The 24,964-nt window shown below is 59.5% G+C and carries 23 protein-coding genes and 1 riboswitch; of the genes, 7 read left to right on the top strand and 16 right to left on the bottom strand.

All coding sequences use genetic code 11. From position 1 onward, the window contains the following. The first annotated feature begins 155 nt into the window (after positions 1 to 155). A complete protein-coding gene (locus tag FVV99_RS04335; protein ID WP_161598957.1) occupies positions 156 to 1,202 on the top strand; it encodes an acyltransferase family protein in 1,047 nt (348 codons plus the stop codon). Here FVV99_RS04335 and FVV99_RS04330 read toward each other — a convergent pair. Beyond that, on the bottom strand, positions 1,184 to 1,897 hold the full coding sequence (locus tag FVV99_RS04330; RefSeq protein ID WP_148252816.1) for a DUF3581 family protein: 714 nt from the start codon (positions 1,895 to 1,897) through the stop codon (positions 1,184 to 1,186). The genes FVV99_RS04335 and FVV99_RS04330 overlap by 19 nt on opposite strands. A 141-nt stretch (positions 1,898 to 2,038) precedes the next feature. Between FVV99_RS04330 and nhaD the strand changes: the two genes are divergently transcribed. Next, entirely contained in the window at positions 2,039 to 3,484 is a 1,446-nt protein-coding gene (gene nhaD, locus FVV99_RS04325; RefSeq protein WP_148252815.1) for a sodium:proton antiporter NhaD, read from the top strand. Here nhaD and FVV99_RS04320 read toward each other — a convergent pair. Further along, on the bottom strand, positions 3,477 to 4,571 hold the full coding sequence (locus FVV99_RS04320; RefSeq protein WP_148252814.1) for a DUF3541 domain-containing protein: 1,095 nt from the start codon (positions 4,569 to 4,571) through the stop codon (positions 3,477 to 3,479). The two genes, nhaD and FVV99_RS04320, sit on opposite strands and share 8 nt — an antisense overlap. Before the next feature lie 63 nt (positions 4,572 to 4,634). Continuing rightward, positions 4,635 to 5,342: a transcriptional regulator NanR gene (nanR, locus tag FVV99_RS04315; RefSeq protein WP_148252813.1), complete on the bottom strand. Its 708-nt coding sequence runs from the start codon at positions 5,340 to 5,342 to the stop codon at positions 4,635 to 4,637. A gap of 158 nt (positions 5,343 to 5,500) precedes the next feature. Between nanR and FVV99_RS04310 the strand changes: the two genes are divergently transcribed. From FVV99_RS04310 to FVV99_RS04295, 4 genes are all read left to right on the top strand, one after another. Beyond that, on the top strand, positions 5,501 to 6,328 hold the full coding sequence (locus FVV99_RS04310) for a phosphogluconate dehydrogenase C-terminal domain-containing protein (protein WP_148252812.1): 828 nt from the start codon (positions 5,501 to 5,503) through the stop codon (positions 6,326 to 6,328). Between the two features lie 10 nt (positions 6,329 to 6,338). Further along, positions 6,339 to 7,604, top strand: a complete 1,266-nt coding sequence (locus FVV99_RS04305; protein WP_148252811.1) for a ribulose-bisphosphate carboxylase large subunit family protein — start codon at positions 6,339 to 6,341, stop codon at positions 7,602 to 7,604. Further along, positions 7,604 to 8,935: a four-carbon acid sugar kinase family protein gene (locus FVV99_RS04300; protein WP_148252810.1), complete on the top strand. Its 1,332-nt coding sequence runs from the start codon at positions 7,604 to 7,606 to the stop codon at positions 8,933 to 8,935. Before FVV99_RS04305 ends, FVV99_RS04300 begins: the two co-directional genes overlap by 1 nt. A 251-nt stretch (positions 8,936 to 9,186) precedes the next feature. After that, positions 9,187 to 9,364: riboswitch (FMN riboswitch) on the top strand. Between the two features lie 75 nt (positions 9,365 to 9,439). Next, positions 9,440 to 9,949 (top strand): 6,7-dimethyl-8-ribityllumazine synthase, encoded by a 510-nt coding sequence (locus tag FVV99_RS04295; RefSeq protein ID WP_148252809.1) that lies wholly within the window; start codon positions 9,440 to 9,442, stop codon positions 9,947 to 9,949. Between the two features lie 27 nt (positions 9,950 to 9,976). On the opposite strand, the gene FVV99_RS04290 is transcribed toward FVV99_RS04295, so the two are convergent. From FVV99_RS04290 to ltnD, 10 genes are all read right to left on the bottom strand, one after another. Continuing rightward, a complete protein-coding gene (locus tag FVV99_RS04290) occupies positions 9,977 to 10,858 on the bottom strand; it encodes an NAD(P)-dependent oxidoreductase (RefSeq protein WP_148253169.1) in 882 nt (293 codons plus the stop codon). A gap of 33 nt (positions 10,859 to 10,891) precedes the next feature. Next, positions 10,892 to 11,968 (bottom strand): tartrate dehydrogenase, encoded by a 1,077-nt coding sequence (locus FVV99_RS04285; protein ID WP_148252808.1) that lies wholly within the window; start codon positions 11,966 to 11,968, stop codon positions 10,892 to 10,894. A 9-nt stretch (positions 11,969 to 11,977) separates the two neighbouring features. Then, complete coding sequence (locus FVV99_RS04280) at positions 11,978 to 13,438, bottom strand: aldehyde dehydrogenase family protein (RefSeq protein ID WP_148252807.1); 1,461 nt, start codon at positions 13,436 to 13,438, stop codon at positions 11,978 to 11,980. A 48-nt stretch (positions 13,439 to 13,486) separates the two neighbouring features. Beyond that, positions 13,487 to 14,761 carry a TRAP transporter large permease gene (locus FVV99_RS04275; protein ID WP_148252806.1) on the bottom strand — a complete coding sequence of 425 codons (1,275 nt, stop codon included), beginning with the start codon at positions 14,759 to 14,761 and terminating at the stop codon, positions 13,487 to 13,489. Then, a complete protein-coding gene (locus tag FVV99_RS04270) occupies positions 14,758 to 15,324 on the bottom strand; it encodes a TRAP transporter small permease (RefSeq protein WP_148252805.1) in 567 nt (188 codons plus the stop codon). Before FVV99_RS04270 ends, FVV99_RS04275 begins: the two co-directional genes overlap by 4 nt. Positions 15,325 to 15,385: 61 nt before the next feature. Beyond that, a complete protein-coding gene (locus FVV99_RS04265; protein ID WP_148252804.1) occupies positions 15,386 to 16,387 on the bottom strand; it encodes a TRAP transporter substrate-binding protein in 1,002 nt (333 codons plus the stop codon). A gap of 110 nt (positions 16,388 to 16,497) precedes the next feature. Continuing rightward, the gene (gene denD, locus FVV99_RS04260) at positions 16,498 to 17,466 is read right to left on the bottom strand and encodes a D-erythronate dehydrogenase (protein ID WP_148252803.1); all 969 of its coding nucleotides are present in this window, start codon (positions 17,464 to 17,466) and stop codon (positions 16,498 to 16,500) included. A gap of 43 nt (positions 17,467 to 17,509) precedes the next feature. Beyond that, the gene (gene otnC / locus FVV99_RS04255) at positions 17,510 to 18,157 is read right to left on the bottom strand and encodes a 3-oxo-tetronate 4-phosphate decarboxylase (protein ID WP_148252802.1); all 648 of its coding nucleotides are present in this window, start codon (positions 18,155 to 18,157) and stop codon (positions 17,510 to 17,512) included. Further along, positions 18,154 to 19,446 (bottom strand): 3-oxo-tetronate kinase, encoded by a 1,293-nt coding sequence (gene otnK, locus FVV99_RS04250; protein ID WP_148252801.1) that lies wholly within the window; start codon positions 19,444 to 19,446, stop codon positions 18,154 to 18,156. Before otnK ends, otnC begins: the two co-directional genes overlap by 4 nt. After that, positions 19,443 to 20,423 carry an L-threonate dehydrogenase gene (gene ltnD, locus FVV99_RS04245; protein WP_269090055.1) on the bottom strand — a complete coding sequence of 327 codons (981 nt, stop codon included), beginning with the start codon at positions 20,421 to 20,423 and terminating at the stop codon, positions 19,443 to 19,445. Before ltnD ends, otnK begins: the two co-directional genes overlap by 4 nt. Positions 20,424 to 20,604: 181 nt before the next feature. Here ltnD and FVV99_RS04240 point away from each other — a divergent pair, with 181 nt between their 5' ends. Beyond that, positions 20,605 to 21,639, top strand: a complete 1,035-nt coding sequence (locus tag FVV99_RS04240) for a LacI family DNA-binding transcriptional regulator (RefSeq protein WP_148252799.1) — start codon at positions 20,605 to 20,607, stop codon at positions 21,637 to 21,639. A gap of 26 nt (positions 21,640 to 21,665) precedes the next feature. Here FVV99_RS04240 and FVV99_RS04235 read toward each other — a convergent pair whose 3' ends face one another. From FVV99_RS04235 to FVV99_RS04225, 3 genes are read right to left on the bottom strand one after another with little or no spacing between them, the layout of a single operon-like run. After that, positions 21,666 to 23,186, bottom strand: coding sequence for a sodium:solute symporter family protein (locus tag FVV99_RS04235; protein WP_148252798.1), 1,521 nt, complete (start codon positions 23,184 to 23,186; stop codon positions 21,666 to 21,668). After that, positions 23,179 to 23,412: a hypothetical protein gene (locus FVV99_RS04230; RefSeq protein WP_148252797.1), complete on the bottom strand. Its 234-nt coding sequence runs from the start codon at positions 23,410 to 23,412 to the stop codon at positions 23,179 to 23,181. The genes FVV99_RS04235 and FVV99_RS04230 overlap by 8 nt, the downstream gene beginning before the upstream one ends. A 50-nt stretch (positions 23,413 to 23,462) precedes the next feature. Further along, positions 23,463 to 24,869: an amidase gene (locus FVV99_RS04225; RefSeq protein WP_148252796.1), complete on the bottom strand. Its 1,407-nt coding sequence runs from the start codon at positions 24,867 to 24,869 to the stop codon at positions 23,463 to 23,465. Positions 24,870 to 24,964 lie beyond the last annotated feature (95 nt).

Genomic DNA, 24,964 nt, shown 5'->3' with positions numbered 1-24,964 from the left:
CAGCTCCGAGTCTTCCACCACCCAAGAACCTTTCGTGCCAGCGCTTGTCCCAATGGCCGCTGTCCTCTGGTCAGTCATATCCAATATAGGAACAACGACATGATGTCGATCGCGATGCGCTCGAACCTCACCTGATGAAAAGGCGCTCTGGTGGCATGAAACGAATCTACGAAATCTATTGGCTACGATTCTACGGTTGTATCGCCGTTTTCGTGTACCACCTGCTCGACCGTGTCCACCAGTATGCCGATAACATCTATCTCGATCTCACGAGACTCTTCACCGTACTCGGTACACCGACATTCATCTTCATCTCGATTTTTCTATTCACGATTCGTTATGGCAAGGACATCCCTGCCGGATTTCTCCGCCAACGGAGCAAATATCTCCTGATACCCTATATTGCCTATGCGTTTCTCTATTCGGGGGCGGAGTATTTCCTGGCGGAAGGCAACCGTTTGGACACAGGCTATGGCCGATTACTCATCGACTACATGATCTATAGTCACTGGCACGGCTATTTTCTTCTGATCGCCATCCAGTTCTATGCCTTCTATTGGTGCTATGTTCGCTATGATCTGGAACGTTACTTGAACGCTGACATCGGGGTCATGGCAGGTACGCTGATCAGCATGCTTTACTGGGCAATGGCAACGCTACTGGAGATTTCGTTGCCGGGGTATCTGCTATGGGTCATACCCATCGGCTGGCTCTACATATTCTTCTTTGCCATACGTGTCGCTCGGCAGTACTACTACGATAGACTGGATAGCGGACTGCGGTTGCGGGGGCTGACATCACTACTGACTCTCGCCTTCGCCATCATGGTTGGCTTGTCCCTTGGCACCGATATCGAACTTTCCTCGAAAGAGGTCTGGGTCATGCCGCTTTTCCTGATATTCATCGGCGTCATGATGCGGTGGTTCAAGGGACGACAAGCGCCCGCATTCGTGCGACTGATCAACGAATATTCATTCGGTATCTACCTTGCCCATCCATTGTTCTTCGGTATCGCCGACGTCATCAGTCACGAACTGGGGCTCGGCGTGATCGACTACACCGTTTTGCTTGCCGTGATGGGGTTCTTCGGGTCACTGGGACTGAGTGTTCTGGCCAATCGGCGTCCATTGGGCGGTCTGATCATGGGACGTCGGCTGCGTATACCAGCCAACGACACGCCGTCTCAGACCGTTGCCTCATAAGCGGCCTTGAGACGATAGAATTCATCGACGATAGCGTCCATGGCATTGGCATCATAAGGCTGAAGGCCACTCACCACCAGTTTTTTGGAACCGTGGCCAATGGCAACACCAGCCGCCGTCATACGAAACTCGAGCAGCACTTCCCCCCGCTTGCCACTCACCTCGAAAGACGAAGTCGACAGCGTCAATCCTGGGTCGGTAACATCCAGCCGATCCAGGGCGAACCCCATGCTGTCGTAGATCACCAGTGGACGTTGAGGATTGAACATCACGCCCTTGTCTTCCATGAGTGGCTTTAAATAATGTGGAAAATTCTTGCCGGAAAAAGAGACATAGCGCCGCGTGAATGCTTCCACTACGACAGGATCACGCGTCGTTTCCCCCTGTCTTTCGACCTCGAGATAATGCTTGCCATTCTCGTCAGCGACAACGATCACATCGTCTGATGGCTGCTCGAAAATGAGCGGGACATCATTACCTACCATGCTGCGAAAATGAAACGTCATGCACTGCGACAACCCATAGTAGGCTAGCACCAAGGCGAATAGCAGATCGCCGGGGACGCAGAAACGGCGCGCATCCGTATTGTGGATAGGGTTGTAATCACCGGAGATGTACTTGGCGAAATGGCTAGCTTGGTCAGCCGTGATGCGAACGCGACCATCCTTGACCGTATGATAATCATCGAGAAACATGCGACGCTCTTTCACCCCTAGAGAATTACTGCGCCCGTCAACGACGTCGACACAGGCTAATCAGAGAGATGCCATGGTAACATCAACACTCCCATTGCACTCTTATTCTCACAAACTAACACTCACGATTGACGATTCTCCATGAAGAAAACAACGCACACCCGTCTTTCCTATCATGTCCTGATCCTGCTCATTACGTTGTTCAGCCCTTGCGTATCGGCGGCTACCGGTGAATTGAACCTGACACGATCGGGTATCGGTTTCATCGCCTTATGCATTTTTATCCTCGCTTATGCCCTGGTCATGAGCGAAGAAAAGCTGCAAATGCGGAAGTCCAAACCCGTGCTGGTAGCCGCCGGTATCATCTGGGCCCTCATCGGCTGGGTATATGTCGATGCCGGCATGCCGAATGCGGCAGAGCACGCTTTCCGGGAAACGCTCCTGGAGTTCACGGAATTGATGCTGTTCCTGCTCGTGGCGATGACCTATATCAATGCACTGGAGGAACGCCGCGTTTTCGATGCCCTGCGCGGCTGGTTACTGGAACGCGGTTTCAGCTACCGCAGCCTGTTCTGGATCACTGGCTCCCTGGCATTCATCATTTCCCCTATCGCCGATAACCTGACCACTGCCCTGCTCATGTGTGCCGTCGTCACCAAGGTAGCGGAAGGGGATCACCGTTTCATCAATCTATCCTGTGTCAACATCGTGGTCGCCGCCAATGCCGGCGGAGCCTTCAGCCCCTTCGGCGATATCACCACGCTGATGGTCTGGCAGGCAGGCATGCTCAATTTCCATGAGTTTCTTGAATTACTGGCGCCCGCGCTGGTCAATTACCTGGTCCCGGCCATAGCCATGAGCTTTTTCGTCAAGGCGCATCGCCCGCATGCCGGCCAGGAGCATATCTCGATGAAGCGTGGGGCCAGGCGCATCATCCTGTTGTTCCTGCTGACCGTCGCGACCGCCGTCGCCTGCCATACCCTGCTCCATCTGCCCCCCGTCCTGGGCATGATGACCGGTCTGGGTTACCTGCAGTTCTTCGGTTACTACCTGCGACGCTCCCTCGATCACCGCCGCAACGTCGCCATGCGTCGCGGTGACCGGCAGGCGCTGGAGCGTCTGGGAAGCGTTGTTCCCTTCGATATCTTCAACCGTATCGCCCGCGCCGAATGGGATACGTTGCTGTTTTTCTATGGTGTCGTGATGTGCGTCGGCGGCCTGGGGTTCATGGGCTATCTCGCCACGCTCTCCGAAGTTCTCTATAGCCAATGGGATGCGACCTGGGCCAATGTTGCGCTAGGCATCATCTCGGCCGTCATCGATAACATCCCCGTGATGTTTGCCGTCCTGACCATGGAGCCTGACATGTCCCACGGTCATTGGCTGCTGATCACGCTGACTGCCGGTGTCGGTGGCAGCCTCCTGTCGATCGGCTCCGCTGCCGGTGTGGCGTTGATGGGCCAGGCCCGAGGCTCCTATACGTTCATGGGACACCTGAAGTGGTCGCCCATCATACTGCTTGGCTACATCGCGAGTATCGCGGTGCATTTATGGCTCAATGCAGAGAGTTTCACGCAATTCAGTTGATGACCGTCGGCGGCGAAGCCAGACGACACCGCTCACCCTCCATGGTTGCGGAGAAATCGGGGCCGGGGTGCAGTGTCTCCGGCCAGTCGAACAGCATGATCGCCAATACGTTGCGATGCTCACCCCGGTCGAACTCCAGCCCACCGCTCGCGCCGGGAATCATGCGCGCCCGGGGGTCATAGGCTTCGGCCACGGCCTCACGGATTCGGGCCAAGGCAGGAGCCTCCGCCTGCCCGGTCAGAAGGAAGCTGATGCCGACCTCGGCCAGGATATCCTCTTTGACCGTCAGAACCCGGTCCAGGTCGCTGCGAAGCTCCTCGAAGAGCCAATCGAAGCGGCCTGCATCCACCGGGCGCTGATAATAACGGCTCTCGGCAATGACGAAATGGGTCATGCCATAGAGCTTGTTACGCCAGGAGGCCTGGTCGAGTTCGGCATTGCGCTCCGGGGGGAAATGAGCGCGAAAGGCATCGATGACCTCCGAGCGCAGATCCGCGATACCAAGCTGGTATAGATAATAGACGGCATTCGCTACCTGAGCGGCATATACCTCCAGTACCTGTGGATCGGTCAGGAAAGTACGGAAATCGATATCGGCCAGATAGTCGAATGCCCGTTGATGGCCTTCAACGCATTCCAGCACCCCGTAGGTCTCCGCCTGACTCATCCAGAACAGCAACTTGCGCGCGTAGATGAGCTCTCCCCACCGCTCGAACATCTGCCTGCGCGAGCGCTGTTTCGCCGTGCGTTGGGGATAACCGGCGAGCAGTTCGCGCGCCCTCTGCGTAGCGTAACCGGCGCTCATCAGCCCATCGACTTCGCGCTGCAGATCGGCCAGCAGTTGCCGCGCATAACGACGACTGACAGGCAGGTACGCGCTGTCACCGGTCATGCGATACATTCGCTGTGCGTAATGACGCTGTTTGCTCGGAGACAGTCGGTCGAAACCGCTTTCATAATGGGCCTGAATTGCCTGGGCAATGTCCACATGAGAACGGTCCTGGACCATCGGCGTCGTACAGGCAGTCAGCCCCAGCATCACGGCCCACCAGAGCGCACATTGCCACCATACCCGCCGTGCCAGCATTCACCGAATCCTCCCTGGGAGACACTACATTGACTCTGGCTGGCTTGAGTATAGCGGTCATGTTCAGGTCAGGCTGTAAAGACTCCGAGCCCGATCGAGATGAGCACGCATTTCCGCCACGGCGCGGATCTCATCACGACCCCGCAGGGCGGCGATGATGCGTTCATGTTCTTCCAGCGTGACATGCTCATTGCCCTCCCAATGCAGCATGGCCGCATGAAAGTTGGCTAACCAATTGAGCATCGCCTGGCTCACTGCAGCGAAAATGGGATTGCCGGTCATTGCGGCAATCGCCGTATGGAAACTCATGTCAGCCTTGATGAAGGCACCTGCATCGCGGTTCAACGCACTACGTTGTGTCTCCAGATGCGTTTCCAGTTCCGCAATGTCATCATCACCCGCCACCCTGGCGGCACGCCCCACCATTCCTAGTTCGAAAAAGGCCCGCGCTTCCTTGAGATGCTCCAGGGATTCGCTCGAACTGGACAGCATATGCATGGCGGTCAGTTCGATCTGCGACAACAACCCATCCGCCGTTGGCATGGTGACTCTTGGCCGCTGTCCATGCTGAATCGAGACCATTCCCAGGCGCTCGAGCGCCTGCGTGCCTTCACGAATCGCCGGCCGCCCGACCCCGAACATCGCCATCAATTCCCGCTCTGAAGGCAAGTGCTCTCCCGGTGCATAGTCACCGTTGAGGAGCATGGCGTAGAGCCGATCGAAAACTTCATCGGAGAGTTTGCGGCGAGCGATCTTGGCAACATCATTCATGGTCAGGCCTTCCTCGGTAACACTGGCTGGCAGCATATCCGGCTAACGGCCGGTACGACATCCCTACCACCAAAGTCGTGTTTGACAGTATGGTCTACTTATTATGTCATTATACCAGTTAGCTCACAATTCTAGGATAGCGACGAGGCGCACAAATCATGACAACCATCGCGTTGATTGGGGCCGGCGGCAAAATGGGTTTCCGGCTGTCCCGTAACCTCAAGAACTCAGAATTTCAGGTACGTCATGTCGAGGTAAGCGAGGACGGTCGTCAACGCCTCAAGCAAGAGCTGGATATCGACTGCGTCGGTGCCGACACGGCCGTCGACGGAGCCGATGCAGTCATACTGGCGGTCCCCGACACCTTGATCGGCAAGATCGCTCATCAACTCTCGCCCAATCTCGCCAGCGACACCATGGTGATCGCTCTGGATGCTGCCGCGCCGTTTGCCGGCCATCTTCCCGAGCGCGACGACCTGATCTATTTCGTCACCCACCCCTGTCATCCCTCGATCTTCAATGACGAAACCGACCTGGAAGCGAAACGGGACTACTTCGGTGGCAGTAAGGCGACCCAGCACATCGTCAGTGCCTTGATGCAAGGCGATGAACGACACTTCGAACTGGGCGAGGCTATTGCGCGCACCATTTATGCACCGGTGGGACGCGCTCACCGTGTGTCCGTCGAACAGATGGCGCTACTCGAACCCGGGTTGTCAGAAACCGTGTGCGCCACTCTGCTGGCCGTGATGCGTGAAGCCATGGATGAAGTCGTCAAACGTGGCGTCTCCGAGCAGTGTGCGCGTGATTTTCTGCTTGGCCACATGAATATCCTTGGTGCGGTGACCTTCGACGAACAGCCGGGTGCCTTCTCCGATGCTTGCAATAAAGCCATCGAAAACGGCAAGCCCATGTTGATGCGCGACGATTGGAAGCGTGTCTTCGAGCCTGACGAGATCACCGCCAGCATCCATCGAATCACCTGAGCGGACGACCATGAGCCAGCGCATTCGAGCCAGCTATTTCATCGAGACACCGTACCCGATCGAACAGGCCGTCGATGTCATGGCCGGCGAGCAGTCATCCGGCACCTTCACGCGCCTCGCCAGCGAGACCGATGACCTGCGCGCCAACCACGGTGCCATGATCGAGCACATCGAGCGACTGGACAGTGTCGAGACACCCTCGCTGCCGACCCGCCCCCCGCAGGAAGGAGCGGCCAAACGCCGCTATCAGCGTGCCAATGTCACACTGTCCTGGCCGATTGCCAATTTCGGCCCCTCGCTGCCCAACCTGCTCTCGACCGTGGCCGGCAACTTGTTCGAACTCAAGGAATTCTCGGCACTCAAGTTACTCGACTTGGCCTTGCCGACCGACTTCGCCGACCGCTATCCCGGCCCTCGGTTCGGCATTGCCGGCACCCGTCGGTTGAGCGGCGTCCCCGATCGTCCCTTGATCGGCACCATCATCAAACCCAGCGTGGGCTTGTCTCCCGCAGCGACCGCGGACACGGTCAGGCAACTGGTCGAGGGCGGCATCGATTTCATCAAGGATGACGAGTTGCAGTCCAACGGTCCGCACAACCCTTTGAAGGCCCGAGTCGATGCGGTGATGCCGATCATTCGCGAGCATGCGGAACGGACCGGCCGCCAGGTAATGTACGCCTTCAATATCACCGGCGATATCGACGAGATGCGCGATAATCACGACTATGTAGCTGCCGCCGGGGGGAGCTGCGTGATGGTAGCCATCCAGAGCGTCGGGCTGTCGGGAGTCGCTCATCTGCGCCGCCACTGTCAACTGGCACTGCACGGCCATCGTGCAGGATGGGGACTGTTCAGCCGTTCCCCCTATATCGGCATGAGTTACATCGCATATCAAAAACTCTGGCGTCTGGCCGGTGTCGATCATCTTCACGTCAACGGACTGCGCAACAAGTTCACCGAGGACGATGCCAGCGTCATCGCCAGCGCCCGCAGTTGCCTGACACCGATGTTCGATCCACCGACACCGGGCTGTGAAGTCATGCCGGTCTTCTCGTCGGGGCAGACCGCCGACCAGGCTGTCGATACCTACCAGGCAATCGGCAGTACCGATCTGATTTTCTGTGCCGGCGGAGGCATCATGGCGCATCCAGGCGGCATCGGTGCCGGCGTTCGTAGTCTACGCCAGGCCTGGGACGCGGCAGTGGCCGGCATCACACTGGACGACTATGCCGCCGATCACCATGAACTCGCCCAGGCGCTGGAGGCCTTCCGCTGATGCCCGCTCCGCTGTCAACACCACTGATCAGCTACTACGGCGATGACTTGACCGGTTCGACGGACGTCCTGGAAGCCTTGAGCAGCCAAGGCGTACCGACGGTATTGTTCACTGCGATTCCCGACAACGCCCAATTGGCCCGCTTCGCCGACTATCAGGCCATCGGCCTCGCCGGCACCAGCCGCAGCGAATCGCCCGCCTGGATGCGAGAGCATCTTCGTCCTGCACTGACTTGGCTCCGTGACCGCGGCGCTGCACTGTGCCATTACAAGACCTGCTCGACATTCGACAGTGCGCCGGACGTCGGCAACATCGGCTGTGCCCTGGAAATCGGCCGCGAACTGCATGGGCGGCACTGTGTTCCCATTGTCGTCGGCGTTCCCCAGATGAAGCGCCATACCGCGTTCGGACACTTGTTCGCCGCTGCCCAGGGTGAGGTGTATCGCATCGACCGCCACCCCATCATGTCTTGCCACCCGGTGACTCCCATGGACGAGGCCGACCTGCGTCGTCACCTGAGCCGACAGACATCATTGGATATCGGCCTGGCAGACATCATCGCACTCGGCATGAGTGACATCGACTCGCATGTCGACACCTGGCATCAACGTCACGAGGCATTACTCTATGATGTGCTCGACGAGACCAGTCAGGCATCAGTGGGACGACAACTGTGGCGCACCCGACCGAATACGGGCGGCTTCGTTGTCGGTTCATCCGGGGTCGAATATGCCCTGCTCAAGGAGTGGCGCCGGCAGGCGGTCATCGATACCGCCCCTCGTTTCAGCAATCCGGGCTCTGTGGACCGGGTCGCTGTCGTTTCCGGCAGTTGCTCGGAAACCACTGCACGCCAGATCCGTCAGGCGCAAGCCGATGGCTTCCATGGTATCGCACTCGATGCCAAGCAATTGGCCAGTGACGACACCGCCGAGGCGGTTCTCGAGAACAGTCTGACCCAAGCCCGGCGGGCTTTGCAGGACGGTCGGAGCGTCGTCCTCCATACCGCCTTGGGGCCGGAGAGCCATCAGGCGGAATTACCATCGTCATCACGGCATCAATTGGGACAACGACTCGGCTATCTGATGCGTGAACTCGTGCGCCTCGAGCGACTGACACGTGTCGTGGTTGCCGGTGGAGACACCTCAAGCCATGCCATCCAGCAACTGGGTATCCAGGCACTCACGACCCGTTTGCCGCTACCGGAAACTCCCGGCTCCCCCCTGTGCACGGCCTACAGTGACGATCCTGCTTTCGACAGGATCGAGATTGCCTTCAAGGGCGGACAGATCGGTAGCGACAGTTACTTCAGCAAGATCCGCGACGCCGGCTGAAGCCGGCATTGCACTTGCTACGCGCCCGCTTGTCAGTTCGGGAAAGATGACCGGGAGCCTACAAGGCTAATTACCGTGCAAGCCATCCTCGCTACAGCGTTGTAAAGGTCGCTATAGTTTCGACACGCTGCTGGTTCCAGAGCCGTCACCGAGACCCGGCACACATTGGATCCTCGATGCTGAGACCGGAGAGACTAGCGTCGCCAGACGGTCCCGCATACAATATCCCCCGACCGCGGCCAGACCGCGGTCATTGTTCTCAGGGCGGGGTGAAAGTCCCCACCGGCGGTGATGGCGGTTTTCGCCTCAGCCCGCGAGCGCCCGGGACGGCCGGTGTGCGGTTCTCCACCGACACGGCCGCGACCGGGGTCAGCAGATTCGGTGCGATTCCGAAGCCGACGGTGATAGTCCGGATGGAAGAGGACGGCTCGAGCGATGGGCGCCGGTGGCGCCTGGCGATCGATCCTGCATGCCCTGATTCTGGTGATATCAACGAGGAAAACCATGAATCAGTCCACCTCCAGTCATGTCCCCCGCATCGCCTTCATTCAGGCCGGCTGGCACGGCGATATCGTCGGCCAGGCCCGCGAAGCGTTCATCGCCACCCTCGCCGAGAGGCACGGCATCGAAGCAGACCGGGTCGAGATCTTCAGCGTCGCCGGCGCCTACGAGATTCCCCTGCAGGCCAAGCTGCTGGCCAATAGCGGTCGCTATGACGCCATCGTCGGTGCCGGTTTCGTGGTCGATGGCGGCATCTATCGCCACGATTTCGTCGCTCAGGCGGTGATCGACGGCATGATGCGCGTCCAACTCGACACCGAGGTGCCGGTGCTGTCGGTAGTGCTCACCCCGCACCATTTCCACGAGCATGCCACCCACACGGCGTTCTTCCGCGAGCACTTCGTGACCAAGGGGCGCGAGGCCGCCGACGCTTGTGCCATGACGCTGGAGAATCTCCGCCAGGCCCGGCGCCACAATGGTTCACAGTATGGGCCCGAACATGCCCCCGGGTAGGTCGACACGACCGGCAGGCGCCGTGGCTCAGCGCTTACCCAGCAGTTGGATCAACTCAGGGACCAGGCGGTCTCCCTCCCCCTGGTCATCGACCTGACGATACAGGGCTTCGATCGCCCCGGCGACCTGATGCGATGCGCCGACATCGCCGGCCATGGCATTGTAATAGCCGACATCCTTGAGGCTATTGGACAGGCTGAAGCGAAAGCCCGAGGGGTCCGCTGCCTTGATGAACGGACGCAGACGCTCCAGCACGACACCGCCACCGCCACCATTCCCCAACACTTCGAGGAACGCATCATCGTCGATACCGGCCTGTCTTGATGCCGCGGTCGCCTCGGCGAGTACGGCCGTAAAGCCCAATGACACATAGTTGTGCAGCAACTTGAGCTTGTGCCCAGAACTGACCGGACCACCATGGGTGATATGCTCGGAAAAACTTTCCAGCAGCGGGCGGACCTCGGCAAACAGTTCTTCCGGTGCCCCCACGATCAGGTTCAGACGACCTTCGGCGGCTTCCTTGGGGGTACGCGTCATTGCGGCATCGAGAAACCGGCCTCCGGCAGCATTGACCTTCTTTGCAATCGCTTCCGTGGAGCTCGGAATGGCCGTGGAACAATCGATGACGATGGCACCGGCCGGCAAGCCGTCGAGCACTCCATCCGTATCGAACAGGACGCTCTCGATCTGGGGGGTGCCGGTCACACAGAGGATGATCACCTCCGCGCCCTCGGCCACCTCGCGAGCACTGGCATGGCGTGATGCCCCTGCATCCAACAGGTCATCAACCGGCTGATTGCCGGGATGGTCGAGAAAGCGCAGCGCATGGCCCGCTCGCAGGATATTGGTGGCAATGCCATGCCCCATGAGGCCTACGCCGATCATGCCGACCCGGTACTGTCTATTCATCATTCACTCTCCTTGCTCTCTGCGTACACGCTGTCAGCTGGATAACACGGCATCGACGATGGCATTGCCCAGAGCCTCCGTGGTGCCGGTTCCCTGCAGATCCGGCGTGACGACAGAACGGTCGCTGCGCGCGAGCACGGCTTCGATCCCCTTGACGATGGCATCCGCCGCCTTCGGCTCGCCCAGGTGATCCAGCATCATGGCGCCGCACCATATCTGGCCGATCGGGTTGGCGACCCCCTTGCCAGCAATATCCGGTGCACTGCCGTGTACCGGTTCGAACAGGCTGGGATACTGCTTGGTCGGATTGATATTCCCGGACGGCGCGATACCGATGGTTCCGGTACAGGCCGGCCCCAGGTCGGACAGGATGTCGCCGAACAGGTTACTGGCCACGACGACATCGAACCAGTCGGGGTGCAGCACGAAATTGGCGGTGAGAATATCGATATGGAACTGATCGACCTCGACATCCGGATAATGGCCACTCATGGCTTTGACCCGGTCGTTCCAATAGGGCATCGAGATCGACAGACCGTTGGATTTGGTGGCCGAGGTGAGCTTCTTGCGTGGCCGAGATCGCGCCAGCTCGAAGGCATACTTCAGAACACGATCGACCCCCTGCCGCGTCATCAAGGTTTCCTGCAGCACGACTTCGCGGTCGGTATCCTCGAAGACTTTACCGCCCAGCCGTGAGTATTCCCCTTCGGTATTCTCGCGTACCACCAGGAAATCGATATCCCCCGGCTCGCGACCCTTGAGTGGGCTCTCGATGCCGGGCATCAAGCGACATGGGCGTAGATTAACGTACTGGTCGAAGGCACGTCGGAACTTGAGCAGCGAGCCCCATGCCGAGACATGATCGGGTACCGTGTCGGGCCAGCCCACGGCACCGAAGTAAATGGCATCGAAGGACGATAGCGTCTCATGCCAATCAGGCGGCAGCATGTCGCCATGCTCCATGTAATAGGCACAACTGGCGAAGTCGAAATGCTCGAACGTCAATGGCAGATCGAAACGCTTCGCCACTGCCTCCAGGACATTGAGCCCTTGCGGCATCACTTCCTGACCAATGCCGTCACCGGCAAGAACAGCAATCTTGTAAGTCATTGTCTTTCCTCAGCCATGCCGGATGGCAACGGTTTTAATCTGGGTATAGCTCTTCAGCCCTTCGAACCCCTTCTCACGACCGTGTCCAGAGCGCCCCATGCCACCGAACGGCAATTCCACGCCGCCGGCTGCACCATAGTCATTGATGAACACCTGGCCGCTACGAATGCGCTTGGCCAGGCGCAATTGACGACCACCATCACGCGTCCAGATACCGGCACAGAGACCGAAGTCACTGGTATGCGCAAGACGAATGGCATCGTCCTCATCCTCGAAGCGCTGTACTGCCAGTACCGGTCCGAACAGCTCTTCACAGCTCACGTCATGGCCCTCCGGGACATCGACCAGCATCTGGGGAACGACGAAATGCCCTTCGGCGGGCGCACTGTCCGCCAACTGCCCGGCAGCCGCGACACGAATGCCATCGGCCTTCGCTGCGGACAACGCATCTTCCAGCTTGGCGCGCTGGCGGGCATTGATCAGCGGACCGCAATCCGGGTCCGCCTCGCCAGCGTCACAGCGTAGTGCCGAGAAGCGCTCGGTCAGCGCCGCCACCACTTCGTCGTAACAACGGGATTCGACCAGCAGTCGGCTGCCGGCGGAACAGGTCTGACCGGCGTTCTGGATGATCGCCTTGACGACCGTAGCCAGTGCGGTATCCATGTCGGCATCCGCGAACACGATCTGTGGCGACTTGCCGCCCAGTTCCATGGTCACCGGCACATGGTTGGCCGCCGCCGCCTGGGCCACCAGCGTGCCGGTCGCCGGTGAACCGGTAAATGACAGATGATCGATCCCCGCATGTCCTGACAGCGCGGCACCGGCTTCACTTCCCAGCCCCGGCACGACATTCAGGACACCCGCCGGAAGCTCGCACTGCATGGCGAGTTCAGCCAGACGCAGCACACTCAGGCAGGCATCTTCGGCGGGTTTGAGCACGACGGTATTGCCAGCCCCCAGAGCGGCAGCGATACAACGCCCGAAAATCTGCGACGGGTAGTTCCAGGGTATGATCTGACCGCAGACACCATAGGGCTCCCGTAGCGTCATGACGGTATAGTCGGTCTCGAAAGGAATCGTCTCGCCATGCAACTTGTCGGCGGCACCGGCATAGAAGCGGAAGTAACGCGCACAGACGGCAATATCGCCCTTGGCCTGACGCATCGCTTTACCGGTATCGGCGCACTCGAGCGCGCTCAAGGTCTCGGCGTCGGCATCGATGGCATCGGCAAAGCGATGCAACCATTCACCACGCTGACGCGCCGACCATTGGCTCCAGGTCCCCAGCGCGCCGTCAAAGGCCTGGCGCGCTGCGTCGACAGCTGCATCGACCTGGGGTGACTGACAGCGAGCGATCTCTGCCAGCGGCGTTGCCGACGACGGCGCCTCGACACTCAGTGACTGCGGCGTGGTGACCCACTCCCCACCGATCAGGGCTGCGCAAGGTGGCGTGGCGGGTAAACGACTCATGAATCATGCCTCCATTGAAGATAGTTTTATTGACGATAGTTTTCAGACTCAATAAAGCAGGTCGACCAGCCCCATCGAGATCCAGGGCATGTAGGTGATCGCCATCAGACAGGCCAGGACCACCAACACGAACCGCAGGAGCCAGGGGAGCAACTGATCGATCGATAATTTCGCCACGGCACAGGCCGCGAACAGGTTGACACCCAAGGGCGGCGTAAACATGCCCAGCGCCAGATTGACCACGACGATCAGGCCGAAATGGACAGGGTCGATGCCGTACTGCATGGCGATCGGCGTAAAGATCGGTGCCAGCACCAGAATGGCGGCGGACGTTTCGACGAACATGCCGATGACCAAGAGCATGACGTTGACGGCAAGCAGGAAGGAAACCGGGCTGTCGAACACCTCGGTCACCCAGGCCGCAACCTGCGATGGCAACCCCGAACGGCTGATCAAAAAGCTGAACAGCGCCGCAGCGGAGATGATCAACATGACGGTGGCAGTGGAAATCACGCTCTGACGCAGGATCGGCCAGAGTTCCCGGAATGTCAGTTCCCGATAGATCAGTCCGCCGACGACCAGTGCATAGACCACGGCCACGGCCGATGCTTCGGTTGGCGTAAAGACGCCACCATAAATGCCCCCGATCACCACGACTGGCATCAACATGGCGACCCAGGCACGCTTGAACGCCGACACGAAACCGGTGCGATCCTCGCGATCACGCAAGCCATAACCACGGATCTTGCAGAACAGATACAGGAAAGTCAGCAAGGCACCGCCGACCAGTATCCCTGGACCGATGCCGGCGATGAATAGCCTTCCAATGGACGTATCGGTACTGACACCATAAAGGATCAACGGAATCGACGGCGGTATCAGCACGCCCAGTTCCGAGGACGAGGCCTGAATCGAAGCAGCCAGCGGCTTGGGATAATCGTGTCTGACCATCGCCGGGATCAGGATCGAGCCGATGGCAAACGTTGTCGCTACGCTGGACCCCGATACGGCGGCAAACATCATGCAGGTCAGCACGCAGGTCATGGCCAGGCCGCCCTGCAAACCACCCACGATGGATTTGGCGAGGTCGACCAGACGCTCCGAAATGCCCCCGGCCGCCATTAGATTCCCCGCCAGGATGAAGAAGGGAATCGCCATCAGCGGGAAGTTATCGATACCGACGAACATCCGCTGCGGCACCATCAACAACGGCAGACGTGAGAAGAACTCGATGCCGATCACCGACGCCAACACCATGGAGATGGCAATCGGGACGCCAAGCGCAAACAGGATCACCAGGGAGATCGCGATAGCAGCGTTCACGAGCGAGCCCTCCTCTCTTTCTGGGAATCGGCAGTGGTGTCGGATGTCACGCTCTCTTCCGCTTCATCCCGTTGTGGACCAATGGTCTCGCGGCCCGTCACCTGAGCCAGCAGTCGGGCGCACAAGGCAATCAGGGAAAATCCCGCACCTACCGGAATCGCTGCATACGCCCAGGCGATCGAGATTCCCAGTCCGGACAATGTCTGACCGCTCACGCGCACTGTCATTGCAATGCCGAAGTAGAACAGAATCACCAGCACGATGAGACAGGCCAGTCCGATAAAGCTCTCCACCAGCATCAGCGCCCGTGCCGGTACCAGTTTGTAGATGATCTCGACGGCCATCATGTAGCCACCGCGAAAACAGGGTGCCATGGCCAGGAAGACACACCAGATCATCGTCGAGCGGGCCATCACTTCCGACCAGGTCGACGGCGCATTGAAGACAAACCGAGTCAAAACCTGGTAAAAACCTGTCACGACCGAGAGAACCAGCATCAACACGGCGACGAACAATGCCAGGCGTGTGAGATGAGACTCGACACGCAGGAAGCGCTCCACCATGGTGTTCACCTTGTATCAGACCTCCCCGGCGGTGCCGCCGGGGAGGGGGTTCAGGGAGGAATCAGCAGTCGTCGTTATTGCGGATGCGATCCAGCATTTCGCTGCCGTATTCATCGGTATACGTCGTATAGGAGGGTTCGACCGCCTCCTGGAATTGCGACTTATCGATGTCTTCGATAACGGTCATGCCTTTCTCCTTGAGTTCCTCGACACCTTCAGTCTCGAGCCGCGAGACTTCGGCACGAGTCGCCTCGGCCCCGGCCTGGGCAGCGTCGACGAACCACTCGCGCTCTTCTTCGCTGAGGCCTTCCCACAATATCGGCGAGGCCAGCATGATAGCCGGAGAATAGACGTGGCCGGTTAGTGACAAGCGATCCTGAACCTCCCACATGTTACTGGTGAGGATGACCGAAATGGGGTTTTCCTGACCGTCGACCGTGCCCTGCTGCAGCGCCGTGAACAACTCAGGGAAGGCCATCGGCGTCGGTTGCACGCCCATCTCCTCGAAGGCCGCCATGTGCATCTCGTTCTCCATGGTGCGGATCTTCAGGCCTTCGGCGTCTTCGGGCGTCTTGATGTCCCGATCGCTGTTGGTCATGTGACGGAATCCATTCTCCGTCCAGGCCAGCGCAATCAAGTCATTCTCTTCCACCTTGTCGAGCAGACTCTGACCGATTTCCCCATCCAGTACACAACGCGCATGGTCGTAGTCTTCGAACAGAAACGGCAGGTCGAGCACATAGGTCTCGGGAACGAAGTTACCCAGTGGTCCGGTCGAGGTCACGACGGCATCCAGGGTGCCGATCTGCAGCCCCTCGATCATGTCGCGCTCTCCACCCAGCGCACCGGACGGCTGTTCGTCGACGACGAAGGCACCGTCACTGAGCTCTTCGAGTTTTTCGGCAAAGGCATCGACCCCCACCGAATAGTGCGAATTGTCTGAGGTGGTGTGTCCCAGCGTAATCGTTTCTTGTGCCTGGACACCGAGACTGGCGGTAGCCAGGGCCAGCGTGGAAGCGCTGGCGATGGCGGCAGTCAATGCATTGTGAGCGAAGCGTGTCATTGTTATTCCTCCTACGGAGTTTGCGCTTTGATGGTTGGCCAACGGATTCTCCGCTGTACCTTTCTCAGGGGCCTGGTCATGCACCCCGGTTACCCGCGCCACCTACCTCTTCATGCTTTGTGTGCTTCCTCGAGATAGGCGTCGACGATATCGCGGAAGTTATCATCGCCTTTGAATCCCAATTGCTGTGCCTTGCGTGTCTCGAAGCGTGGCGGCCAGCTCGCGACGATCGACTCGATGCGTGGATCACGCTCGTAGCTGACCCGATCCAGCGCCTCCTGGCCGGCCACCTCGCGCAACGTCTCCAACATCTCATCGACGCTTACCGTCAGCCCCGGCAGCATCAGGCTACGCGATGCACCGAAATCCGCGCCCGGGACTTCAGCCCCATGTAACAGGGACTCGATCACACGATCCGGCGACATCACGAACAAATCCAGATCGGTCGGCACGGGACACACCGTCGTCTCGCCGTTGAGAGGTTCACGCAAGATACCCGAGGCGAAGCTGGATGCTGCCGCATTGGGTCGACCCGGCCGGATCACGATGGTCGGCAAACGCAACACCCGACCGTCGACGAAACCGCGACGGCTGTAGTCATTGATCAGCAGCTCACACATGGCCTTTTGCGTGCCGTAGGAGCTCTGCGGCTGCAGCGCCGTCAAATCGTCGAGCACCTCGGGCAAGTCTCCCCCGTAGACCGCCACGGAACTGGCCATGATCAGTCGGGTAGCCGACAACTCCCGGGACCGGCAGCTCTCCAGCAACGCTCGCGTGGCATCGAAATTGACCCGCATGCCCAGATCGAAATCGGCCTCGGCCGCCGAACTGACCACCGCAGCAAGGTGGAAAATGACATCCGGGCGTGTGTCGAGCATCGCATCCAACGCACCGTCGGCGGTGATATCCAAGGCTCGGGTGTCCACCGAACAGGCGGCGTCGGCAGGCATCGGTGCCTCCATCTGATCCACCAACGTCAGATGTGAGAGCGTCCGTCCATCGAGCTCGTTACGTTCGATCAGGGCTCGGGCCAGACGTTGGCCGAGGAAACCGGCCGCACCGGTCATCAATACATGCATGGCAAGCTCCCGACATGGCGATATGACCATCGCCTTAGGTATATCAATCCCGTGGGAAACGGGCTTCCAACTCTGCTACCTGCTCATCGGTCAGGGCACGCGGGTTGCGGCCATGCAGTAGCAGGAACAGCTTGGCCGTCTCCTCGAGTTCTTCAGTAGCATAGACCGCGGCTTCCAATGATTTTCCAGCCACCACCGGCCCATGATTGGCCAGCAACACGGCACTATGCTTTCCCGCCAACCCCTGGACGGCATCGCCCAACGCCGAGTCACCGGGGAGGTGGTAAGGCACCAGCGGCAATCGACCGACGCGCATGACATAGTAGGCCGTCAATGGCGGAATGCAGTCATGTGGATCGATATCTGGCAGACAGGATACCGCCACCGAGTGCGTCGAATGCAGGTGAACGATGGCCTGGGAACGGGGACGCTCTGAATACATCGCCATGTGCAGGAAAGTTTCCTTGGTCGGCGCGTCGCCACCGAGTTGCCTACCTTGCTCGTCCAGATGCGAGATTCGCGCCGGATCGAGCCGCCCAAGGCAAGCATTGGTGGGCGTCATCAGCCATCCGCCATCTTCCAGACGCACACTGATATTGCCGCTGGACCCCATGGTCAGGCCACGGTCGAACAACGACTTGCCCAGCACCGATATCTGCTCGCGCAACTGATTTTCATGATGCACGCTCATGGCAACACCTCGAATGCACGTGAGAAGAAATCGACATCACCGAAGTTGCCGGATTTCAAGGCCAGAGAGAGGGGCGTGTCGCGCTCGGGTAACGGCGCTTGAGTCCAGGGAACCCCAGGATCGATCTGCTCACCGATGCGCAACTCGCGAATACCGAGAGCCGACACCACGGCTCCGGAGGTTTCGCCACCCGCGACCACCAATCTTCCCACGCCCTCATCGACCAGGATGCGCGTCAGCCGGGACAGTGCTCGCTCTACCAACTCGCCGGCTGCTGTCGCCCCCAGTCGCTGCTGGGCCTTGTCGACCTTCTCGGGTGACGCCGACGCGTACAGCAGGACCGGCTGGGCCTCCCCCTGCCCGGCAAACAAATGTTCACGGGCAAACGCCAGTGCCTGCTCGAACATGTCGTCACCTTCCGAAAGGGACAACGGGTCCAGTGCGAAACCGTGATGATCAGCCAGAAAATGCTCTACCTGGCTCAGAGTCGCTTTAGAGCAACTGCCCGAAACCACTAACGACGCACCACTCGACGGCGTCAATCGACCGGCGTTCGTAACCTCGTCCAGCCAACCAAGGCGTCGATATTCCGCAGGCAAGGCCTGTCCCAATCCAGAGCCTCCAGTGACTAACGGATACTCGACGACGGCGCTCGCCAGCGTTGCGAGGTCATGTTCATCCAGGCTGTCACAAATCACGTGACGGACCCCATCGGCCTGCAAGGTTCGCAAGCGTTGCCCAGTGGTTTCGATGCCCGACACCAGGGCGTGATGGGATAACAAGCCGACCGTATGGGATGTTTGACGGGACAAGACTCTCACCAGGTCGGCGTCCGTCATCGGATTGAGTGGATGATTCTCCATACCACTCTCATTGAGCAGACGGTCCCCGACGAACAGATGGCCTTGATACACGGTCCGTCCATTGATGGGAAATGCCGGTACCATGACGGTTTGCCGGCTTTCCAGACGGTCGAGCAGTGCATCCGCCACCGGGCCGATATTGCCGTCGTCGGTGGAATCGAACGTCGAACAGTACTTGAAAAAGAGTTGCCGAGCGCCCTGCTCCTGCAACCAGTCGAGTGCCGCTCGAGAGTCAGCAATCGCTTCGGACACCGGACAAGTCCGTGACTTCAACGCAACGACCACGGCATCGATCTCCCCCAGCGCCACATCGCCGTCGGGAACACCTATCACTTGCAAGGTTCGCATGCCGGCACGAACCAGGTTATTGGCTAGATCGGTGGCTCCGGTGAAATCGTCCGCGATGGCTCCCAGCACCAGTGTCATGACGTTACCTCACTATGATCGGTATCGTTGGCCGCAGGCAGATCCAGGCCGGATAATCGTTGATAGACCTTGATGACCGCCGCATCGTCCTCTTTCCCCAGGCCGGCGCCGCTGGCGGCGGTAAATTGCTGCAGCGCACTGGCTGCCACCGGCATGGCAAATGTCAGTTCGCGTCCGGTTTGATGAACCAGATTGAGATCCTTGACGAAGATATCCACCGCCGAAAGTGGCGTATAGTCACCCGCCAGGATATGCGGAACGCGGTTCTCGAACATCCAGGAATTACCCGCTGAATGCGTAATTACATCGTAAAGCGTGTGAGGATCGATCCCCATGCGTATGCCGAGCGCCATGGCTTCGGCTGCCGCCGCGATATGCACTCCAGCCAGATGCTGATTGACCAGCTTGACGCTGGACCCCACACCGGGGGAGTCGCCTAGGCGATACACCTGAGCCGCCATGGCATCGAGCGCTTCGCTGCCCATGGTGAACGCTGCCTCGCATCCTGACGCCATCACCGAGAGGTGGCCGCTTTTCGCTTTGACGGCACCACCGCTGATCGGTGCATCCAGCATCATCAGATCATGGTTGGCGAGACGCTCGCCCAGATCGCGAGCATAGCTCGGCGCGACAGTCGCGCACTGCACGATCAAACTGCGGGATGCCAAGCGAGCCGCCAACCCATCATCACCAAACAGTACCGTCTCGACCTGCTCGGCATTGACCACGACCATCACCACGATGCGACATTCCGCCGCCAACTCGTGAGGATGCGCCACACAACGTCCACCCTCTGCGGTGAAAGCCCGTCTGGCCTGTTCCGAGACATCGCAACCAATGACATTCAGTCCGCAAGCACGCATGGCGCCGGCAATACCCGCCCCCATGGCTCCCAAACCGATGATGCCTATGGCATTGGCTGATGATTGCTGCGGCATTCGGTGTCTCCTCGACTGAGCGCTTGATAAAAGCCTCAGTGTCGTCTATTCATGTTAGCGCTAACATCCATATTTAGATGATGCTCGGATGACACGCAAGAGTGAAGAAGCAGACTCCGACTAATGTCTAGATTTCTAGCGCCGCTGCGACCTGTATTCCTGCAGGTATCGGCAGCGCCCGTAGAATCGATGAAGACCATCGCCGGCATGGGAGCCAAGAATGACCGATCAGCAGCCACCGGAAAGGCGACGCCGCAAAGGCCTGGACAGCCCCACGCTCACTGATGTCGCCAGGGAAGCCGAGGTGTCATCGATCACCGTATCGCGAGTGCTCAATTCGCCGGGCAGCGTGCGTGAGTCAACGCGACGACGCGTCGAAGCAGCCATCGACAAGGTCGGCTATGTTCGGAATATGGTTGCCGGTAGCCTGGCGTCCGCCAACTCCCGATTCATCGCCGTGATCGTACCCTCGCTCTCCAACGTCGTGTTCATCGAGGTCATACAGGGGCTGCAAAGCACCTTCGAAGCGCATGGCTACCAGATATTGCTGGGCAATACCGATTACAATATGCAACGTGAGCGGGAATTGGTGAAAACCTTTTTCGGCTGGTCGTCATCGGCACTGGTCACCACCGGCCTTCGCCATGAGCCGGGCTGTGCCGGCTTACTCCAGCAGTGGCCCAAACCCATCGTCGAGATCATGGAGCTGGGCGAGGCCATCGATCTCAACGTCGGGCTGTCTCATTACCAGGCCGGGCGGCGTATGACGCGCTATCTTCTCGATACCGGTTACCGGCGAATCGTGTATGCCGGCACACAGATGGGCGGAAACTACCGCGCCAGACTCCGTTACGAGGGCCATCGTGACCTGCTGACCGACACCGGTCGGGAGGCACCAATGTGCGAATGGGAGACTCCCAGCAGTTTCGAGCTTGGTGGCCAGGCACTGGACAGCGTGCTGGAACATCACCCTTCCGCTGAGGCCATTCACTTCGCCGATGACATCCTCGCCACCGGCGCCGTGCTACATGCCGTACGGCTGGGTATTCGCATTCCGCAGGAGATCGCCATCTGCGGGTTCACCGGATTGCCCATCGGCCAGGCCATCACGCCGCGTCTGACCACTATCGCTTCGCCCCGGGAAGCCATCGGGCGCATCGCTGCAGAACAACTCATCGCCCGCATTGAAGGCCGGCCGGTGGAACACAGCCAGGTCGATGTCGGCTTTGAACTGCTCGTGGGAGATAGCGCGTGATGCACCCTCTTGTTGGCGACGCCCAGCTACCGACTCCAGCCTGGCGATTCCCGTTCATCGGGGATAGCCCGACCCAGTCGCGTCAAGCCATGCGGGGCCGCAATGCGAAAAAATCGCTCAATCACGTCTGCCGGGGCCGGAGCCGTCACCAGCGAGACCACAATGAACACCGGTAGATTGAGCATCAGCCCCCAGAAACCGGCATGAATGCCCAGCGGGTGCGGCCATAGCGTCGTCAATGCGACAGTCACCAAGAAGCCGGTCACCACCCCTGCCATCACCCCCAGCCACGACGCTCGAGGCCAGAAGAACATGCCGATGAAGGCCGGCAACACCTGGGATGCGAATCCCAGCCCGATCAGGAGAATCATCACCAGACTCCCCGGCTCGGCAATCGCCAGAGGCGCGATGATCAAGGCCATCAATGGCAAGATCAGCCAACGCGTCAGCATCGCGGTGCGTGCATTGGAGAGCCCTAGCAAGGGTTGTAATACATCCTTGCCCCAAGACAACGCGACGGAATGAATGAACGGTTCGCTCGATGACATGGAAGCCGCCAGCGTCCCGGCCCCCAGCAATCCCACCAGCACTACCGGCAAATGTGCCATGGCGTATTCCAGCACGACCGTATCGGCCCGTTCCAGCTCGGGTAACGAATAGATACCGATGAAGCCGACCACGACCATGGGCAGAATCACCACATAATAAGTCGGCAGCCAGGTCGCGCTACGCCGAATGGTTCGTGCTGAAGAAGCACTCATCCATTGGGTCCAGACGGGCGGCATGAACGACAGCATCGATACGATGATCGATGTCGTCCAGAAACTGAAGCTCATGTCGCCACCCGCCCCGGGTAGCGTAAGAAACTCGCCATGCTCGGCTTGAATACGCTCGAAGACGGCGCCAAAGCTCAAGCCGCCCGTCGCGCTATGAACCGCCCACAGACCGACCGCCCAAGCGACGATCAACATCAGGATGCCCTGGAAGGCATTGGTGCGCCCGATGGCACGCTGGCCACTGATATACAGATAGACGGCGATACAGGACAGCACCAGCACGACGCCCAGCCAGACCGGAATCCACCCACCGCTCATCACGAACAGAATGTATGCCGAGCCTACCGTCTGCAGTACCGCGTAGGCGATCGACCCCACCGACATGACCAGCGCCGCCAACGCGCCCAGCCCCGGGCTCTGATAACGGTCGGCAATGGCACTGGCTTGGGTGACATGGCCAAAACGCTCACCGAACGCCCACACTTTGGGTCCGAAATACCAGGCAACCAGGGCGAGGTAAGCCAAGTAGATCGCGACATAGAACACTGCGACTCCCTTGGAGTAAGCCCATCCTGGAGCGCCCATGAAGGTGTAGGCGCTGACGCTGCCGGCCGCGATCAGCAAATAAAGCGTCACCGGCCCCATGCTGCGCCCGGCGACACCCCACTCTTCGAGGGTATTCATGTGCTGCCCGGCCCGTGCACGCAGTCCGATGAGCATGGCGATAGCGACATACACCAGCGTGATGACTAGGGGCCAGACACTATTCATGCGGCTCGTCCTCCCATTCAATGCAGTGATTGGCGATCGCCATGACGGCAACACACGCGAAAATCACGAGATAGCTCCATACCACGATCAGCGGCAACCCCAGCAACAAGGTGGCGCGATTGATCCAGCCAATCACCGGCCAGATGCCCGCCCCGATCACGGCCACGAATGCAGCCAACAGCAACCAGCCGGTACGCGTGGTGGGAAGGACGACGAAACGCTGCATGACAATCTCCTGTCGATGAATGGTATGTGTCCCTGATCATCCGGCACGCTTCAGTGCGCCATACCGGCATCGGGTGGCGATGGCCAGAACGGGATAGGGCCTCGCCACGTTTCCAATGCCTTGGCCAGCTTGAGCGTCAAGTGATCGGCGAAGCGTGGACCGACGAGTTGAACCCCTATCGGCATGCCATCGTGACTAAATCCGGCAGTGAGCGATATGGCCGGCTGCTCTCCCATGTTCCAGGGAACGGTGTATGCAATGTGCTCGAATGGCTGGCGAGGATCGTTCGTGGGGGAGATCCAGGTGGCCGGGAAGGCAATATTCGGCGTTGTCGGCGAGATCAGCGCATCCACGCCGTCAAAGACCGACTCGGTCGCTCGACGCATGTTCAGTGTCTGTTGGAACCCCCGTACCACCTCGAGACCGCTGAGGCGTGCGCCATCGTCGGCCCATGCCAGGATGGCCGGTAGCACGCGGTCTCGCTGCTCAGGCGTCAACCGTTCGAGTTCACTCCATTGGCGTGCACGCCAGAATTGATCCAGCCCATCGAGCATGTCACGCGTCAGTACCGGTTCGAGCGGTACCAGGGTCGCCCCGGCAGCCTCGAAACGACGGGCGGCGACTTCCACCTGCTCGCGAATCTCCTCATCCAGCGGTAGACCGCAGCCCGCGTCCATCATGACGCCAAGACGCAATCCGTGTACGTTCAGCGTCAGGTCCATCCAATCGATACGTTCCGGTGGCAAACGCATGGCATCGCGACGATCGGTGCGGGACAGACTCATCATCATCAGTGCTGCATCATCGACACTGCGGGTCATCGGTCCAGCACAGCGTCCGACATAATAGGGATCGATGGGAATTCGCCCCAACGTGGGCTTGAAGCCCACGACACCGCACCAGGCGGCCGGGAGACGTATGGAACCGCCGATGTCGGTCCCTACGTGCAGCGGCCCGTATCCGGCCGCCGCCGCCGCTCCGGCGCCCGAACTGGACCCGCCGGTATTGCAGTCGAGATGCCACGGATTGCGGGTCAAACCATGCAAGGAAGACAGTCCGGACGACAACATGCCGTAATCAGGACAGGTCGTTTTCCCTAACAACAGCGCGCTATCCTCGGCCAGGCGTGCCGCCGGTGGTGCATCCTGGGAAGCTGCGTCGGAAATGCCGATGTCGACGCCGCCGGGCACCGGTTCGTCGCGGGTCGCTATCAGCTCCTTGAGAGTCACCGGCACGCCATCCAGCCTCCCGCGTGGGGCCCCTCGCGTCCAACGAGAGGTGGACTCTCGTGCCGCCCTCAACAAGTCATCCGGGTAGTAGGTATAGAGGGCATTGAGGCTGGGTTCCCAACATTCGACCTGCGCAATCAAGGCCTCGGCATACTCCAGCGGTGATAATCGCCTATCGCGATAAGCGGCAAGCAGGTGCGTAGCATCGAGTGATAAACAGTTATCCATAACGCTCTCGGTGGCTGGTCATGCGATGATCGTCGCTTCAGCCTGGTCGCTGACGGTGAACTCAGCCATCACAATTATGAGCTCAGCGTGTCCAC

This window comes from Aidingimonas lacisalsi (assembly GCF_008079445.1).
In the GTDB taxonomy this organism is placed as follows: domain Bacteria; phylum Pseudomonadota; class Gammaproteobacteria; order Pseudomonadales; family Halomonadaceae; genus Aidingimonas; species Aidingimonas lacisalsi.
This window is presented reverse-complemented; position numbering and strand designations above follow the sequence as displayed.

Bases quoted from the DNA above. Each gene is read 5' to 3' on its own strand.
- nhaD (WP_148252815.1), top strand. From the start codon at position 2,039: ATGAAGAAAACAACGCACACCCGTCTTTCCTATCATGTCCTGATCCTG.
- FVV99_RS04305 (WP_148252811.1), top strand. From the start codon at position 6,339: ATGAGCCAGCGCATTCGAGCCAGCTATTTCATCGAGACACCGTACCCG.
- denD (WP_148252803.1), bottom strand. From the start codon at position 17,466: ATGCATGTATTGATGACCGGTGCGGCCGGTTTCCTCGGCCAACGTCTG.
- FVV99_RS04230 (WP_148252797.1), bottom strand. From the start codon at position 23,412: ATGCAGCGTTTCGTCGTCCTTCCCACCACGCGTACCGGCTGGTTGCTG.
- nanR (WP_148252813.1), bottom strand. From the start codon at position 5,342: ATGAATGATGTTGCCAAGATCGCTCGCCGCAAACTCTCCGATGAAGTT.
- FVV99_RS04330 (WP_148252816.1), bottom strand. From the start codon at position 1,897: ATGTTTCTCGATGATTATCATACGGTCAAGGATGGTCGCGTTCGCATC.
- FVV99_RS04320 (WP_148252814.1), bottom strand. From the start codon at position 4,571: ATGCTGGCACGGCGGGTATGGTGGCAATGTGCGCTCTGGTGGGCCGTG.
- FVV99_RS04335 (WP_161598957.1), top strand. From the start codon at position 156: ATGAAACGAATCTACGAAATCTATTGGCTACGATTCTACGGTTGTATC.
- otnC (WP_148252802.1), bottom strand. From the start codon at position 18,157: ATGAGCGTGCATCATGAAAATCAGTTGCGCGAGCAGATATCGGTGCTG.
- FVV99_RS04240 (WP_148252799.1), top strand. From the start codon at position 20,605: ATGACCGATCAGCAGCCACCGGAAAGGCGACGCCGCAAAGGCCTGGAC.
- FVV99_RS04290 (WP_148253169.1), bottom strand. From the start codon at position 10,858: ATGAATAGACAGTACCGGGTCGGCATGATCGGCGTAGGCCTCATGGGG.
- FVV99_RS04280 (WP_148252807.1), bottom strand. From the start codon at position 13,438: ATGAGTCGTTTACCCGCCACGCCACCTTGCGCAGCCCTGATCGGTGGG.
- FVV99_RS04300 (WP_148252810.1), top strand. From the start codon at position 7,604: ATGCCCGCTCCGCTGTCAACACCACTGATCAGCTACTACGGCGATGAC.
- otnK (WP_148252801.1), bottom strand. From the start codon at position 19,446: ATGACACTGGTGCTGGGAGCCATCGCGGACGATTTCACCGGAGCCACC.
- FVV99_RS04225 (WP_148252796.1), bottom strand. From the start codon at position 24,869: ATGGATAACTGTTTATCACTCGATGCTACGCACCTGCTTGCCGCTTAT.
- FVV99_RS04310 (WP_148252812.1), top strand. From the start codon at position 5,501: ATGACAACCATCGCGTTGATTGGGGCCGGCGGCAAAATGGGTTTCCGG.
- FVV99_RS04295 (WP_148252809.1), top strand. From the start codon at position 9,440: ATGAATCAGTCCACCTCCAGTCATGTCCCCCGCATCGCCTTCATTCAG.
- FVV99_RS04265 (WP_148252804.1), bottom strand. From the start codon at position 16,387: ATGACACGCTTCGCTCACAATGCATTGACTGCCGCCATCGCCAGCGCT.
- FVV99_RS04270 (WP_148252805.1), bottom strand. From the start codon at position 15,324: ATGGTGGAGCGCTTCCTGCGTGTCGAGTCTCATCTCACACGCCTGGCA.
- FVV99_RS04285 (WP_148252808.1), bottom strand. From the start codon at position 11,968: ATGACTTACAAGATTGCTGTTCTTGCCGGTGACGGCATTGGTCAGGAA.
- FVV99_RS04235 (WP_148252798.1), bottom strand. From the start codon at position 23,186: ATGAATAGTGTCTGGCCCCTAGTCATCACGCTGGTGTATGTCGCTATC.